Consider the following 15,287-nt stretch of genomic DNA (forward strand, 5'->3'; position numbering starts at 1 on the left):
CTCACGGGCGCCGCCAATGCCGACCGGTCCGGGACAGCATCTTGTCAGCGGCTTCAGGACCCCAGGTCCCGGCCGGGTAGCCTTCGGGCTTGCCCGCGGTCTGCCAGTGCTTGAGCACCGGGTCGAGGATCTCCCACGACAGCTCGACCTCCTCGTTCACCGGGAACAGCGACGGCTCGCCGAGCAGCACGTCCAGCAGCAGCCGCTCGTAGGCCTCCGGCGAGGACTCGGTGAACGCGTGCCCGTAGCTGAAGTCCATGGACACGTCCCGGACCTCCATCTGGTTGCCGGGCACCTTCGAGCCGAACCGCAGCGTCACGCCCTCGTCCGGCTGCACCCGCACCACCAGGGCGTTCTGCCCCAGCTCCTCGGTCGCGGTGTCGTCGAAGGGCAGGTGCGGCGCCCGCTTGAACACCACCGCGATCTCGGTGACCCGCCGCCCCAACCGCTTGCCGGTGCGCAGGAAGAACGGCACCCCGGCCCAGCGGCGGGTGTTCACCTCCAGGGTGATCGCCGCGTAGGTCTCGGTGGTCGAGTTCTTGTCGAACCCGGCCTCCTCCAGCAGACCCGGCACCTTCTGCCCGCCCTGCCAGCCGCCCAGGTACTGCCCGCGCGCGGTGGTCTCGGCGCACGGCCCGATCACCTTGGTCGCCTCCAGCACCTTGATCTTCTCGGTGCGCAACGCCTTGGGGCGGAAGGAGACCGGCTCCTCCATCGCCGTCAGCGCCAGCAACTGCAGCAGGTGGTTCTGGATGACGTCGCGCGCGGCGCCGATGCCGTCGTAGTAGCCCGCGCGGCCGCCGAGGCCGATGTCCTCGGCCATGGTGATCTGCACGTGGTCGACGTAGTTGGCGTTCCAGATCGGCTCGAACAGCTGGTTGGCGAAGCGCAGCGCCAACAGGTTCTGCACCGTCTCCTTGCCCAGGTAGTGGTCGATGCGGAACACCGAGTCCTCGGGGAACACGTCGTTGAGGACCTTGTTCAGCTGCCGCGCGCTGGCCAGGTCGTGGCCGAACGGCTTCTCGATCACCACCCGCCGCCACTGGTCCGGGTGCGTCGGCTTGGCCAGCCCGGAGCGGGCCAGCTGCTGGGTCACCACCGGGAACGCGCCGGGCGGGATCGACAGGTAGAACGCGTGGTTGCCGCTGGTGCCGCGCAGCTCGTCGAGCTCGGCCACCGTCTCGGCCAGCTTGTCGAACGCGGTGTCGTCGTCGAAAGTGCCCTGCACGAACCGGAAACCCTCGGCGAGGCGGTCCCACACCTGCTCCCGGAACGGGGTGCGGGCGTGCTGCTTGACCGCCTCGTAGACGACCTGGCCGAAGTCCTGGTCCTCCCACTCCCGGCGGGCGAACCCGACCAGCGAGAAGCCCGGCGGCAGCAGCCCCCGGTTGGCCAGGTCGTAGATCGCGGGCATCAGCTTCTTGCGCGACAGGTCACCGGTCACGCCGAAGATCACCAGCCCGCACGGCCCCGCGATGCGCGGCAGCCGCTTGTCCCGCTCGTCGCGCAGCGGGTTCGCCCAGGACCTGGTCACGAGCCCACCTCGGCGAGGGCCTCGACCAACCGGGCCAACCCGGCGGCGCGGTCGGTGAAGTGCAGCCGCAGCACGGGCCTGCCGTGCTCGACGAGCACCTGCCCGTCGCCCAGCGCCTGCGCGACCTGCAACCCGCCCAGGGTGTACGGGCGGTCCGGTACCGCGAGGTCCTGCTCCACCGCGCCGGTGATCTGCAGGAACACGCCGTTCTGGTGGCCGCCCTTGTGGTACTGCCCGGTGGAGTGCAGGAACCGCGGCCCCCAGCCGAACGTGGTCTGCAGCCCGGACACCCGGGCCAACCCGGTCCGCAGCAGCACCGCGGACGCGTCGTCGAGCCGGTCGAGGTAGACCTGGATCGAGAGGTACCCGGCCGCCGGGGCCGCGGCCAGCAGCGCGTGCACCGCGCCCGCCACCGAGTCCGTCCCCTCCGGCAAGAAACCCTCGGACGGGTGAACCTCGATCGGGCCGGACACGAACGCGGGCACCGGCACCGGCGCGTCGGTGGAATCCAGCAGCGCCCGCGCCGCCTTCTTCGCCGCCTCCACGTCGGGCTGGTCGAACGGGTTGATCGCGAGCAACCGGCCCGCCACCGCCGTGGCGTACTCCCACAGCAGGATCAGCCCGCCCAGCGGACCCGTGGTGCCCAGCTTCGCGCCGTCGGACGGCGGGCCGATGGACACCGCGGTCGCGTCGTCACCGGCGTTCGCGAAACCGGGCGACTGCGGGCTCTCCACGACCACCGGCAGCAGACCGGTGCCGTTCTTGCCGGTCGACTCGGCCACCAACTGCTCGGCCCAGTCGCCGAACCCCTTGATGCCCGAACCGGTGTCGGCCAGCACGACCTTCTCCGCGCCCCGCGCGTGCGCCGCGCCCAGGGCGGACGCCAGCAGCAGGGCCGGGTTGTCGGGGGAGTCCGCGCCCAGCACCGCGGCGGCGCTCTCGGCGTCGTCGAGCAGCGCGGCCACGTCGGCACCGGCCAACCCGGCGGGCACCAGGCCGAACGCGGTCAGCGCGGAGTAGCGGCCACCCACGTCGGGGTCGGCCTGGAACACCCTGCGGTAGCCCGCCTCGACGGCGGTCCGCTCCAGGGGTGAGCCCGGGTCGGTGACCACGACGATGTGCGCGGCCGGGTCCAAGCCCTCCTCGGCGAACGCCGCCGCGAAGACCCGCCGGTGGCTGTCGGTCTCCACAGTGGACCCGGACTTGGACGACACCACCAGCACGGTACGGGCAAGCTCGCCCGCCAGCGCGTCGGCGACCTGACCGGGATCGGTCGTGTCCAGCACGACCAGGGGGACCCCGGCGGTGGCGGTGATGACCTCCGGGGCCAGCGACGACCCGCCCATGCCCGCCAGCACCACCCGATCGATGCCCTCGGCGGCCAATTCCGCGCGGAGGGCATCGATCTCGGCGAGCAGCGGGCGCGACGTGGTCGCGAGGGCGGTCCAGGAGAGGCGGACGCGCGCCTCCGACTCGGCCTCAGGTCCCCACAGCGCGGGGTCTTGAGCGGCGAGCCGGGACGCCACCCGGTCCTCGACCAGTTGGTGCACGAGCGGCGACGCCTCCTCGGCGAGCCGCTCGTCAACGATGGAAATTGCGACTTCTCCGGGGTGCGCTGCCATCTGCGGCGTCAGCCTCTCCTGGGTCCCTAGCTCTTCGCTGCGTCTATCTGGCCCTGGACCGTCTCAAGCAGTTCGGCCCACGACTTGTCGAACTTCTCCACGCCCTCGGTCTCGAGGACGCGGTAGACATCGTCGATGTCGATCCCGACCGCGCTGAGGCGGTCGTAGACGGACTGGGCAGCGTCGGCGGTGCCCGTGACCGTGTCACCGGTGATCTTGCCGTGTTCGGCCACCGCGTGCAGCGTCTTCTCGGGCATCGTGTTGACCGTGTCGGCCACCACCAGCTCGTCGACGTACAGGGTGGGGGAGTAGTCCGGGTTCTTCACCCCGGTGGACGCCCACAGTGGACGCTGCCGGTTGGCGCCGTCCGCGGCGAGGGCGTCCCAGCGGGGGCCCCGGAAGACCTCCAGGAACGCCGCGTAGGCGAGCCGGGCGTTGGCCACGGCCGCCTGGCCGCGCAGCGCCTTCGCCTCATCGGTGCCGATCGCGTCCAGCCGCCCGTCCACCTCGGAGTCCACACGGGACACGAAGAAGGACGCGACCGAGTGGATCGAGCGCAGGTCGTGCCCGTTGGCCTTCGCCTGCTCCAACCCGGCCAGGTAGGCGTCCATGACCGCCCGGTACCGCTCGACGGAGAAGATCAGCGTCACGTTCACGCTGACCCCCTCGGCGAGGGTGCTGGTGATCGAGGGCAGGCCCTCCTCGGTCGCCGGGATCTTCACCAGCAGGTTCGGCCGGTCCACGGTCTTCCACAGGTCCAGCGCCTCGGCCGTGGTGGCGTCGGTGTCGCGGGCCAGGCCCGGGTCGACCTCGATGGACACCCGGCCGTCGACGCCCCCGCTGCGCTGGTGCACCTCGCGGAACAGGTCGCACGCGTTGCGCACGTCGGTGGTGGTCAGCTCGCGGACCACCTCCGAGAGCGACGCCCCGCGCGCGGCGAGCTCGCGGACCTGCGCGTCGTAGGCCTGCCCGTCCGACAGCGCGCCCGCGAAGATCGTCGGGTTGGTGGTGACGCCCACCACGTGCTTGTCGCGGATCAGCTCGGCGAGGTTGCCGGAGGTCAGCCGCTCGCGGGACAGGTCGTCCAGCCAGACGGACACCCCGGCGTCGGAGAGCTGCTTGAGGGGATCGGTCACTTGTCGCCTCCAGCCTTGTCGATGGAGCGCTTGGCCGCGGCCACGACGGCCTCGGTGGTGATGCCGAACTCGCGGTACAGGGTCTGGTAGTCCGCCGAGGCGCCGAAGTGCTCCAGGGACACGATCTCGCCCGCGTCGCCGGTGAACCGGTGCCACGGCTGGGCGATCCCGGCCTCGACGACCACGCGCGCCTTGACCGACGGCGGCAGCACCGAGTCCCGGTAGGACTGGTCCTGCGCGTCGAACAGCTCGATCGAGGGAACCGAGACCACCCGGGCGGCCACGCCGTCCTTGGCCAGCACCTCGCGCGCCTCGGCCGCGATCTGCAACTCGGAGCCGGTGCCGATCAGCACGATGTCCGGAGTGCCCTCGGTGTCGTACAGCACGTAGGCACCCTTGGCGACGCCCTCGCGGGCCTTCTCCTTGGTGCCTTCCAGCACCGGCAGGTTCTGGCGGGTCAGCGCCAGGCCGACCGGGGCGTCGTGCTGCGACAGGGTCGCGCGCCACGCCGCGGCGGTCTCGTTCGCGTCACCCGGGCGCAGGACGACCAGACCCGGGATCGCGCGCAGCGCGGCCAGGTGCTCCACCGGCTGGTGGGTCGGACCGTCCTCGCCGAGCCCGATCGAGTCGTGCGTCCACACGTAGGTGACCGGCAGCTTGCTCAGCGCGGCCAACCGGACCGCGGGTCGCATGTAGTCGCTGAACACCAGGAACGTGCCGCCGTAGGGCCGGGTCGGGCCGTGCAGCACGATGCCGTTGAGGATCGAGCCCATCGCGTGCTCGCGGACCCCGAAGTGCAGCGTGCGGCCGTACGGGGTGGTGTTCCAGTGCGCGGTCTTGGCCGAGGGCGGGCCGAACGAGTCGGCGCCCTTGATCGTGGTGTTGTTGCTCTCGGCCAGGTCGGCCGAGCCGCCCCACAGCTCCGGCAGCAGAGCGCCGATGGCGTTGAGCACGTCGCCGGAGGCCTTGCGGGTCGCGACGCCCTTGGGGTCCGGGTCCCAGCTGGGCAGCGCCTCGTCGAAGCCCTCCGGCAGCCGGTAGGCCTGGGCCCGCTCCAGCAGCGCGTTGCGCTCCGGGTTGGCCGCCTTCCAGGCGTCGAACGCCTTCTGCCACTCGCCGTGCGCCGCCTCGCCGCGCTTGACGACCTCGCGGGCGTGCGCGAGCACCTCGGGCTCCACCGCGAAGTTCTGCTCCGGGTCGAAGCCCAGGATCTTCTTGACCGCGGCGACCTCGTCGACACCCAGCGCGGCGCCGTGCGCCTTGCCGGTGTTCTGCAGCGTGGGCGCCGGGAAGCCGATCACCGTGCGCAGCAGGATGAACGACGGCCGCTCGGTCTCGGCCTTCGCGGCCTCCAGCGCGGCCAGGATCCCGGTGACGTTCTCGCCGCCCACGACGACCTGCACGTGCCAGCCGTAGGACTCGTACCGCTTGGCGGTGTCCTCCGACAGGGCGACGGCCGTGTCGTCCTCGATCGAGATCTTGTTGTCGTCGTAGATGACCGTGAGGTTGCCCAGCTCCTGGCGGCCCGCCAGCGACGAGGCCTCGGAGGTGACGCCCTCCTCGATGTCGCCGTCGGAGGCGATCACGAAGACGTGGTGGTCGAACACGCTCTCGCCCGGCGCGGTGTCCGGGTCGAACAGGCCGCGCTCGCGCCGCGCCGCCATCGCCATGCCCACCGCCGAGGCCAGGCCCTGGCCGAGCGGGCCGGTGGTGATCTCCACCCCCTTGGTGTGGTTCACCTCCGGGTGACCCGGGGTCTTGGAGCCCCAGGTGCGCAGCGCCTTGATGTCCTCGATCTCCAGGCCGTAGCCGGAGAAGAACAGCTGCAGGTACTGGGTGAGGCTCGAGTGCCCGGCGGAGAGCACGAACCGGTCGCGGCCGATCCAGTGCGGGTCGGTCGGGTCGTGCCGCAGGACGCGCTGGTAGAGCGCGTACGCGACCGGGGCGAGGCTCATGGCCGTACCCGGGTGGCCGTTGCCGACGTTCTGCACCGCGTCCGCGGCCAGCACCCGGAGCGTGTCGACGGCGCGGCGGTCGAGGTCCGTCCAGTCCTCCGGCAGCGTCGCTCGGGTCAGTTCGGTCAGGTCGGCGGGTAGTTCACTACTGGCGGACACGGACTTAGGCTCCCACTTCCACGTCTGGCGGACTCCGCACCCACGGTCTCCCGCTCCCGGGCTGGATCGATCCCGGAAACCGGCGACGTGGCGGGTCCGCGTGTCATCCCTGGTCCGGTGACCAGCCTAGTCGGCGTGGCACGGCGGTGTGATCTCCGAGGGCCTCCCGTCGACACCCGGCCACCCGATACGGGTACCCCGATCCCGCGCGGTTAACATTTCCCTCGGTGCCGCGGCCGTCCCGCGGCGGCGGACGAGCGGCAGCGGTGACCGCCGTGACCCGGGTAACACCAGGTCCGGCCGGGTCCCGCGGACCAAGAGGAGCGAGATGTCGTCGGTGACCCCCGTGCCCGCCGACGCCGTACCCGCCGACCCCACGCCCTCCGGCGGCACGTCCACCCGCACCTCCCCGCGCCGCGACGCGGGCGCGGTGGTCCGGGCCTACGTGGCGCTGACCAAGCCGCGCATCATCGAGCTCCTGCTGGTCACCACCGTGCCCGCGATGCTGCTGGCCGCGCGCGGGATCCCGTCGCCGTGGCTGGTGCTCAACACCCTCATCGGCGGCACCATGGCCGCGGGCAGCGCCAACGCGCTCAACTGCGTGGTCGACGCCGACATCGACGCGGTGATGAAGCGCACCTCGGCCCGCCCGCTGGCCCGCCACGCCGTGCCCACCCGCAACGCCCTGGTGTTCGGGGTGGTGCTCGGGATCCTGTCCTTCGGCTGGCTCTACGCCACCACGAACCTGCTCGCCGCGGCCATGGCCGTCGGCGCGATCCTGTTCTACGTGCTGGTCTACACGATGCTCCTCAAGCGACGGACGTCGCAGAACATCGTGTGGGGCGGCGCGGCTGGCTGCATGCCGGTGGTCATCGGCTGGTCCGCGGTCACCGGCGACGTCGGCTGGCAGGCGCTGGTCATGTTCGGGGTGATCTTCTTCTGGACCCCGCCGCACTTCTGGGCGCTGGCCATGAAGTTCCGCGACGACTACGCCAAGGCGGGCGTGCCGATGCTGCCCGTGGTGGCCACCGCGGCGCACGTGGCCAAGCAGATCGTCGTCTACTCCTGGGTCATGGTCGTCTGGACCGCCCTGCTGATCCCGGCGACCGGGTGGGTCTACACCGCGTTCGCCCTCCTGGCGGGTGGCTGGTTCCTGGTGTTCGCCCACCGGCTGTACGGCTCGGTGCGCCGCGACGAACCCGCGAACCCGATGAAGTTGTTCCACATGTCCAACACGTACCTCACCGCCGTGTTCGTGGCGCTCGCGGTCGACTCGGCCCTGTCCCTGCCGGTCACCGGCTGGCCGTTCTAACAAGATCAAACCGAACCGAGCAGCCCCCGATATACAGCTTACCGAGCGGGGCGGACGTTTCTGGTGCCGCCAAAGGCGGCCTGTGGACAACTCGGCGGGCTTGGCGCCGCGAGGGTGGCGTTCGGCGGGTGACCGCTAGGCGACCGCGGTGAGCAGCCGTTCCACCGTGGGGTCGTCGAGGGACTCCTTGATGCACTGCCACAGCTCCAGGTTCGCCGTCGCCCAGCGGGAGTAGGCGGCGGCCGCGGCGGGGGAGTAGAAGTAGAAGCCCTCGTCGTGCGGGTCGCGCTGCTCGCCGACGATCTTGTCGGCCAGTTCGCGCAGGCTCACCCCGTTCTCCGCCAGGTAGCGGTGCGCCAGCACCACCGGGGTCACCGGCAGCGCCTTGAACAGGGTGTCCGCGTCGCTGAGCGCCTGCGCCTCGCGGGAGATGTCGCGGTGGCGGGTGCGCATCTCGGCCTCGTCGACGAGCGCGTCGACCCACTCGGCCACCGGGTCCGGCACGCCGGCGTCGGCCAGGATCGCCATCCGCAGACCGCTGCCCGCCGCCGCGGTGGAGTTGCGCCGCACCAGGTAGTTGACGTCGTGCACCAGGGCGGCGACCTCCACCACGGACACGTCGGAGCCGTTCACCGCGGCGAACTCCACCGCCTTGTCGCGCACGAAGCTGACGTGGTGCCAGCCGTGGAACTGCAACCGCTTCGCGTGCCGCTCGCACAGGGTGCGCACCCGGTGCTCGACGTAGGTGACCGCGGACCGCTCGACCGTGCTGGGCAGCCCGGGCGTGGACATTGCGGACATGGCGGACGTGGTGGGCCTGGTGGGCCTGGTGGGCGTGGACATGGCGACCTTCCCCTTCCGTTGGACAAACGGGTGGGGCGATGGTAGTGGCCGCCGCGAGCGGACGCGGTCGCCTTCGTCACAGTCGCCGGGTGAGCTCCTCCAGCCGCGACTCGACCGGCACGTGCCGGTGCCCGGTCCCGGTCGCCGGGTCCCAGGACAGGCTCGACCGCCGCACCGGGCGCGACTTGACCAGGAAGGTCATCGTGCCGTCCGCCGCGCGCGGGATCCGGTGGAAGTCCGCCGCGGTGAGGAAACCGGAGTCGCCCGCGCGGCACTCGGTGCGCCGGGTGAGCCGCACCGCGGTGATCAACCCGGTCTCCGGGTCGGTGCTGGTGCGGTAGCGCTCGTGCCGGTAGCCGCCCTGCAGGATCACCGTGCAGAAGTGGTAGCGGTGGTTGTGCACCGAGTCCGCGTAGCCCGGCCGCCACTCGTGCCGGGGCTTGTACTCGTGCAGCCAGAAGGTGAACGGCTCGCCGGGGTCGTCGCGCAGGCACCAGGCGAAGTGCGTGGTGGTCTCCCGCGACCGGGCGACCAGCGCGTCGGCGCGGACCGGGTCGAGGTCGGCGAAGTGGCGGCGCAGCACGGTGCGCAGTGCTGCTCCGTCCACCCAGGACTTGACGCCGGAGTGCACCTGGGCCCAGCCGAGCGGCCGCGCGAGGGCGTCGGATCTCGGGGGGTGGGCGGTCGGGGGGCGGAGATCGATCGCGCGCATGCGCTGTGCCAGTTGCGACAGCGCGGGCACCGCGGGGGACACGGGCATCAGCTCCCAAGCTCGGCTTTGGTGGAGAACTCGTGGCGGAAGCGGTGGAACCCGGCTTCCAGTTCGGCGAACTCGGTGTCCGACAGCGCGGAGCCGGTGATCGCGCCGACGTGCTCGCGGAACTCGGCGCGGCTGGTGTCGGGGGTGAGGGTGAAGCGGTGCGCGTCGCGGGCGGCGTGCACCCTGGCGAACTCGGCGCGCTGCATGTCGTAGATGAAGGACCCCTCGGAGAAGCGCAGCGTGCGCGGGTACAGCGACGGCGCGCCCGCGACCGCGCTGTAGAGGGTGATCCACACGCAGTCGTCGAACAGCTCCACCCGGTCCAGCGGCGGGTCGGCGATGACGGTGACGTCGATGCCCGCGCAGCGCCCGCGCGCCAGGTACAGCCCCACCAGGCCGATCCGGATCTCCTGGTGCAGGGTCCGCTGGATCTCCTCGTAGTCCGCGCTCGCGCCCTGGTGGCGGGCCAGGTGCCGGGCCCGGCCGCTGATCGCGCCGCGCTCGCGCGGGTCGGCCAGCACCGCGCGCACCTCCCACTGGGCGGGGGAGAGCAGCATCCTGGCCGCGGCGTAGCGGCCGGAGAAGCCGCGGAACCACAGCTGCCTGGTCTGCCGCAGGTCCGACATGATCAGCGCGTTGAACGCGGGATCGGGCTCGGTGCTCGCCTCGAACACGTGCGTGGGGAAGAACTCCTGGTTCAGCGACCGGTACTCCGCGGACAGCTCGCGCAGGGCCTTGCGGCTCTCCTCGATCACCGGGGTGACCATGGCGCGCTGGGCGGCGGAGGCGGTGATCAGGGTCTGGCCGAAGCCGACCACCGAGGAGACCAGGGTTCCGGTGCCCAGGGCGGTGAGCAGGTTCTTGGCCAGGCCGGGGTCTAGCTCGCTGGACACCCACATCGATAGCCCGGACACGACGAGCAGCACGAGCAGCAGCAGGCCGGTGCGGGTCCAGAACAGGTCCTGGATGGGATGGGTGCGGATGCCCTTGGCGTCCGCGGGCACGGCAGGTCACCTCCTAGGCGTACCCGCACGGCCGCGATGGGTATCCGAACGGGCGCTCACGGTCACTTTACGCCTACCGGCCGGTAAGTGGATTGCGAACATCGGGTGAGGGAGGTGCCTCGCGCCGGGTGCGCCAGCCCCACCTAAGCTGCCGGCCATGCGCAACGTCGGCAAGTTCATGATCGCGGTAGCCGTGGGGGTCAGCCTCACCGCCTGCGCCAACTCCGAGCAGGCCTCGACCCAGGGCCCCGGTGACGCCACTGTGAGCGCCAAAGCGCGCCCCACCAGCAGCAGCGCCGCACCCACCACCACGGTCGCCCCCTCGGCGACCCAGCCCCAGGGTGGCGGCGGCCAGGAGTGCTCGGTCGACGACGTGCTGGTCGAGGGTGCCGCTGGCAGCAAGCCGAAGATCACCATCCCGCCCGCGTGCGGGGCACCCAAGGGCCTGCAGAGCAAGGACCTCATCGAGGGCACCGGCCCGGACGTCAAGGCCGGGGTCACCCTCGACACCCACTACGTGCTGGTGGCCTGGTCGGACAAGCAGCAGAAGGACTCCTCGTGGGACCGCGGTGAGCCGTACCCGCTGGAGAACGTGGGCAAGGCCCAGGTCATCGACGGCTGGAACGAGGGCCTGCTCGGGATGAAGCAGGGTGGCCGCAGGCTGCTCATCGTCCCGCCGGAGAAGGGCTACGGCGCGCAGGGCAACTCCGGCATCGTGCCCAACGAGACCCTGGTGTTCGTCATCGACGCGGTGAAGGTCTCCTGACAACTCGACTTCCCCAGGGGCGCGCCCGATCCGGGCGCGCCCCTCGTGCTTTCCTGGCCGCTAGCCCACCTTGCTAGGCCACCAGATCTTGCGTCCTATGTCGACGGTCAGCGCGGGCACCAGCAGCGACCGCACCAGCAGCGTGTCGAGCAGGACCCCGAAGGCGACCAGGAACGCGATCTGCGCCAGGAACAGGATCGGCAGCACCGCGAGCGCGGCGAAGGTGGCCGCCAGCACCACCCCCGCCGAGGTGATCACGCCGCCGGTGACGGTGAGCCCGCGCAACGCGCCGTCGCGGGTGCCGTGCGCCAGCGCCTCCTCGCGGACCCGGGTCATCAGGAAGATGTTGTAGTCGATGCCCAGGGCCACCAGGAACACGAACGCGAACAGCGGCACGCTCGGGTCCGCGCCGGGGAAGTCGAACAGGTTGTTGAACACCAGCGCGCTCACCCCCAGCGTCGCGGCGAACGAGAGCACCACGGTGGCGATCAGCAGCAGCGGGGCCAGCAGCGCGCGCAGCAGCAGCGCCAGGATGGCGAAGATCACCGCGAGCACCACCGGGATGATGATCTTGCGGTCGTGCAGCGAGCTGGTGCGCACGTCGAGCTGGCTGGCGCTCGGCCCGCCGACCAGGGTGCCGCCGACCCCGTGGGTCCGCTCGCGCAGCCGCTGCACGGTGTCGAGCGCGGTGGGGCTGTCGGCCGCGTCCTTGAGCAGCGCGGTGATCTCGATCCGGCCGTCCACGATGCGGGCCGTGCGCGGTCCCGCGTCGGCCACCCCCTCGGTGCCCTTGGCCAGCCGCACGACCTCCTCCGCCGAGTCCGCCGCGGTGATCAGGATGGCGGGGGAGCCGGTGCCCGCCGGGAAGTGGCGGGCCAGCACCTGCTGACCGGTCACCGAGTCGACCTCGGTGAGGAACAGCTCGCTCTGCGCCACCCCCTCGGAGCGCAGCTGCGGCAGGAACCCGACGCCGATCGCGAGCAGCAGCGTGCTCAGCAGCCAGACCGCGCGCGGGCGCCTGCCGACCAGACCGGCGACCTTCGGCCACACCCCGCGCTCGGGCTGCTCCTCGTCGGCCGTCCCGTACCGGGGGCGCGACGGCCAGAAAGCGGCCCGCCCCAACAACACCAGCACCGCGGGCAGGAACGTCAGCGCCGCCGCCAGCGAGGCTGCGATACCGATCGCGGCGACCGGACCCAGGCTCGAGTTGGACCGCAGGTCGGAGATCAGCAGGCAGAGCAACCCGGCGATCACCGTCCCCGCCGACGCGGCGATCGGCCCCGCCGCCGCCCGCAACGCGGCCTTGGTCGCCGCCACCTTGGACTCGTGGCGGCGCAATTCCTCGCGCAGGCGGGCGATGAGCAGCAGCGCGTAATCGGTGGCCGCGCCGAAAACCAGGATGAACAGGATGCCCTGGCTCTGCCCGTTGAGCGTCAGCACCTCGGCCTTGGCCAGCGCGTACACGACCGCCACCGCCAGGCACAGCGCGAGCCCGGCGGTCAGCAGCACCACGAACGGCAGCAGCGGACTGCGGTAGACCACCACCAGGATCAGCGCGACGACCGCCGCGGTCACCCCGAGCAGCAGCCCGTCGATCCCGCCGAAGGCCGCCGTGAAGTCCGCGATCAGGCCCCCGGGACCGGTCACGTGCGCGGCCAGCCCGGCGGGCAACCCGGCGAGCTCCGCCCGGATGTCGGCGACCACCTCGCGCGGCTTCTCCCCGCCGGTCGGCAGCAGCGCGACCGACTGGGCGGCGTCCTTGTCCTGTGTGGAGAGCTTCAGCGGGGTCACCGGGCCGACCCCGGGCACCTTCGCCACCTCGGCGAGCGCGGCCGTGATGGCCCGCTGGTCCTCGCCGGTCAGCCCGCCGGGGCGTTCGAACACCAGCACCGCGGGCAGCGAGCTCTGCTCGGCGAACCCCTTCTGCAGCTCGGCCACCCTGGTCGACTCCGCCGACTCGGGCAGGAAGGCGGCGTTGTCGTTGCGCTGGACGGTGCTCAGCTGCCCCTGCAGGGGCCCGCCTATCCCGCCGACCACCAACCAGGCGACGATGAGCAGGGCGGGCAGGATCCAGCGCGCCGCCGTGGCGCGGGTACGGTTGTCTGTCATCGCGTCCCTAGTTACGGGTACCGGAGTGGGGTCGCGACACATGATTGTTCAGCACGCTGAACAACGCAACTCGGGTGGTCAGACCCGCTGAGGAGGATGGACATGCCCGACCCGGTGGCCTCCTGGCCGACCGGCCGCCTGCTCTCGGTCGCGGCGCGGTTGGTCGAGCACTCCTGGCAGGAGTTCCTCGCCACCCGGGGCCTCACCCACGCCGGGCTGATCGCGCTGCACCTGCTGCTGGACGGCCCGCGCACCCAGCGGGCACTCGCGCACGGCGCGAAGGTCACCGACCAGACGATGAGCCGAACGGTGGAGCGGTTGCACCGCGCTGGGTTCGTCGAGCGCGGCACGGATCCGTCGGACCGGCGCCGGACGCTGGTCACGCTGACGGAAGCCGGGCGGGGCGTGCACGGGGAGGCGTTGCGGGCGGAGCGGGAAGCGCCGGGGGTGTTGGGGGCGGTGCGGGATTACGAGGGGTTCCGGTTGCAGTTGGTGGAACTGGTGACGACGTTGGGGATCGACCGGGCGGTACGACCCGAGCGGTGAGCTTGGTCCCCCGGAGCGGGCGATCGTGGACTGCGACACCGCTGGCGACCAGTTGGGTGGGCTAGCAGTGCAGCCAAGGGCGAGCGGGGTTCTGGGGCGAGCCGGTAGTCGAGGGGTGGTCACGACTCTCAGTGACGCGGGCCTACCATCGGCGGGTGCCGCTGGAGACGCTGAGAGCCCGTATTGACGCCCTGCCGACCCCGGGGATCCGGTTGCAGCGGGCGGTCGCGATCGCGGTCGTGGTGACGCAGGCGCTGATCGCGGTCACCGGGTCGGTCGTGCGGGTGACCGGGTCCGGGCTGGGCTGCACGACGTGGCCGCAGTGCCAGCCGGGAAGTCTGGTGCCGGTGTCGCACCCGGAGTTCGCGGCGCTCAACCAGTGGATCGAGTTCGGCAACCGGCTGCTGACCGGCGTGGTGGGCATCGCCGCGGTCGCCGCGTTCGCCTTGGCCTACCTGGCCCGGCCCCGGCGGCGGCACTACGTGCGATTGGCGCTGGCCATGCCGCTCGGGGTGGTCGTGCAGGCGGTCCTCGGCGGCATCACGGTCCGGCTGGACCTGCTGTGGTGGACCGTCGCGGTGCACTTCATGGTGTCGGCGGTGATGATCTGGCTGTCGGTGATGCTGGTCGACGCGGTGGACCCGGAGCCGGAGCCCGGGAGCCTGGTCCCGGCGGCGCTGCCCGGGCTGCTGACCGGGTCGGTGGTCGTGCTCGTGGGCCTGCTGGTCGCCGGGACGATGGTGACCGGCGCCGGTCCGCACGCGGGCGACCCGGAGACGCCGCGGTTGGCCCTACCGGTGGAGACGTTGGCGCACGTGCACGCGGCGTTCCTGTTCGTGTACCTGGGGATGGTGCTGGCGGCCGGTGTCCTGCTGCGCACCGGCGGCGTCGACCGGCGGCTGTGGCGGCGGTACTGGGTGCTGGTCGCCGTCGTGCTGGCGCAGGGCGCGCTCGGGTTCGTGCAGTTCTGGACCGGGGTCCCGGAACTGCTGGTGTCGCTGCACGTCCTCGGCGCCACCGCCGTGATCGTGGCGACGTCGGCTTTGTGGTGCGGCACCCGGGACCGCGCGCTGGTCGCCGCCCCGGGTGAGCGCGTGTCCGCCTAGCCCCGGGCCCTGGCCGCCATCTTGGCCCGGTGACCGGCGCCGATGCGGGTGGCCGCCACGGTCTCGCGGTCCCACTCGGTCTGCTCCAAGCCCTCGACCTGCTCGACCAAGGCCGCGCCGACCTCGGTGCTGGGGACGACCACGTCCCCCATCGAGCCGTCCTCGCCGACGAGCACCACCCGGGCCCCCGCCCGACCGATAGCCTCGACCACGGCGCGCGAGGGCTGCCCGTGCGCCGCGACGAAGGCCGTGGCCGCACGCAGCGCGGCGGCCGGGACCTGCGGGTTCTCCTCAGAGTTCGCCATGGGCAGGAGCCTAGTGGGCCGGGTAGCACACCCGCTGGCGGTGAGCGGGCGCACTCCCGGATGACGGGAGCGGGCGGCCCGGGCAGGCTCGCGGGTGATAAGACAGGACTCTCGACGCAGTAAGGAGAAC

The 15,287-nt window shown here is 71.9% G+C and carries 13 protein-coding genes; 4 read left to right on the forward strand and 9 right to left on the reverse strand.

Annotated elements, in window-relative coordinates; translation table 11 throughout:
- Nucleotide 1: 1 nt before the first annotated feature.
- Genes zwf through tkt form a run of 4 tightly spaced genes read right to left on the reverse strand, consistent with a single transcriptional unit; the run spans nucleotide 2 to nucleotide 6,406 of the window.
- Entirely contained in the window at nucleotides 2–1,534 is a 1,533-nt protein-coding gene (gene zwf / locus LV75_RS04325; RefSeq protein ID WP_253885296.1) for a glucose-6-phosphate dehydrogenase, read from the reverse strand.
- Nucleotides 1,531–3,156, reverse strand: coding sequence for a phosphoglucose isomerase-related protein (locus LV75_RS04330; RefSeq protein ID WP_253885297.1), 1,626 nt, complete (start codon nucleotides 3,154–3,156; stop codon nucleotides 1,531–1,533). The genes zwf and LV75_RS04330 overlap by 4 nt, the downstream gene beginning before the upstream one ends.
- A gap of 26 nt (nucleotides 3,157–3,182) precedes the next feature.
- Nucleotides 3,183–4,292 carry a transaldolase gene (gene tal / locus LV75_RS04335; protein ID WP_253885298.1) on the reverse strand — a complete coding sequence of 370 codons (1,110 nt, stop codon included), beginning with the start codon at nucleotides 4,290–4,292 and terminating at the stop codon, nucleotides 3,183–3,185.
- Nucleotides 4,289–6,406, reverse strand: a complete 2,118-nt coding sequence (tkt, locus tag LV75_RS04340) for a transketolase (RefSeq protein WP_372504131.1) — start codon at nucleotides 6,404–6,406, stop codon at nucleotides 4,289–4,291. The genes tal and tkt overlap by 4 nt, the downstream gene beginning before the upstream one ends.
- Nucleotides 6,407–6,734: 328 nt before the next feature.
- Here tkt and LV75_RS04345 point away from each other — a divergent pair, with 328 nt between their 5' ends.
- The gene (locus LV75_RS04345; protein WP_253885299.1) at nucleotides 6,735–7,718 is read left to right on the forward strand and encodes a heme o synthase; all 984 of its coding nucleotides are present in this window, start codon (nucleotides 6,735–6,737) and stop codon (nucleotides 7,716–7,718) included.
- Nucleotides 7,719–7,853: 135 nt separating this feature from the next.
- On the opposite strand, the gene LV75_RS04350 is transcribed toward LV75_RS04345, so the two are convergent.
- The 3 genes from LV75_RS04350 to LV75_RS04360 all read right to left on the reverse strand — a co-directional run bounded on the left by LV75_RS04350 (nucleotide 7,854) and on the right by LV75_RS04360 (nucleotide 10,325).
- A complete protein-coding gene (locus tag LV75_RS04350; RefSeq protein ID WP_253885477.1) occupies nucleotides 7,854–8,510 on the reverse strand; it encodes an HD domain-containing protein in 657 nt (218 codons plus the stop codon).
- Nucleotides 8,511–8,637: 127 nt separating this feature from the next.
- Nucleotides 8,638–9,321, reverse strand: coding sequence for a hypothetical protein (locus LV75_RS04355; protein WP_253885300.1), 684 nt, complete (start codon nucleotides 9,319–9,321; stop codon nucleotides 8,638–8,640).
- Nucleotides 9,321–10,325 carry a hypothetical protein gene (locus tag LV75_RS04360; RefSeq protein WP_253885301.1) on the reverse strand — a complete coding sequence of 335 codons (1,005 nt, stop codon included), beginning with the start codon at nucleotides 10,323–10,325 and terminating at the stop codon, nucleotides 9,321–9,323. The genes LV75_RS04355 and LV75_RS04360 overlap by 1 nt, the downstream gene beginning before the upstream one ends.
- A 157-nt stretch (nucleotides 10,326–10,482) precedes the next feature.
- On the opposite strand from LV75_RS04360, the gene LV75_RS04365 reads away from it, so the two are divergent.
- Nucleotides 10,483–11,091 carry an FKBP-type peptidyl-prolyl cis-trans isomerase gene (locus LV75_RS04365; RefSeq protein ID WP_253885302.1) on the forward strand — a complete coding sequence of 203 codons (609 nt, stop codon included), beginning with the start codon at nucleotides 10,483–10,485 and terminating at the stop codon, nucleotides 11,089–11,091.
- Nucleotides 11,092–11,151: 60 nt separating this feature from the next.
- Here the strand turns inward: LV75_RS04365 and LV75_RS04370 are convergent, their stop codons facing one another.
- Nucleotides 11,152–13,200, reverse strand: coding sequence for an MMPL family transporter (locus tag LV75_RS04370; RefSeq protein ID WP_253885303.1), 2,049 nt, complete (start codon nucleotides 13,198–13,200; stop codon nucleotides 11,152–11,154).
- A gap of 102 nt (nucleotides 13,201–13,302) precedes the next feature.
- Here LV75_RS04370 and LV75_RS04375 point away from each other — a divergent pair, with 102 nt between their 5' ends.
- Together LV75_RS04375 and LV75_RS04380 are read left to right on the forward strand one after the other, a co-directional pair.
- Nucleotides 13,303–13,746, forward strand: coding sequence for a MarR family winged helix-turn-helix transcriptional regulator (locus LV75_RS04375; protein WP_253885304.1), 444 nt, complete (start codon nucleotides 13,303–13,305; stop codon nucleotides 13,744–13,746).
- 155 nt (nucleotides 13,747–13,901) lie between these two features.
- Nucleotides 13,902–14,852 carry a COX15/CtaA family protein gene (locus LV75_RS04380; RefSeq protein WP_253885305.1) on the forward strand — a complete coding sequence of 317 codons (951 nt, stop codon included), beginning with the start codon at nucleotides 13,902–13,904 and terminating at the stop codon, nucleotides 14,850–14,852.
- Here the strand turns inward: LV75_RS04380 and LV75_RS04385 are convergent.
- Nucleotides 14,849–15,157 (reverse strand): hypothetical protein, encoded by a 309-nt coding sequence (locus tag LV75_RS04385; protein ID WP_253885306.1) that lies wholly within the window; start codon nucleotides 15,155–15,157, stop codon nucleotides 14,849–14,851. The two genes, LV75_RS04380 and LV75_RS04385, sit on opposite strands and share 4 nt — an antisense overlap.
- Between the last annotated feature and the right edge of the window lie 130 nt (nucleotides 15,158–15,287).

Source organism: Actinokineospora diospyrosa (assembly GCF_024171925.1).
GTDB lineage: Bacteria > Actinomycetota > Actinomycetes > Mycobacteriales > Pseudonocardiaceae > Actinokineospora > Actinokineospora diospyrosa.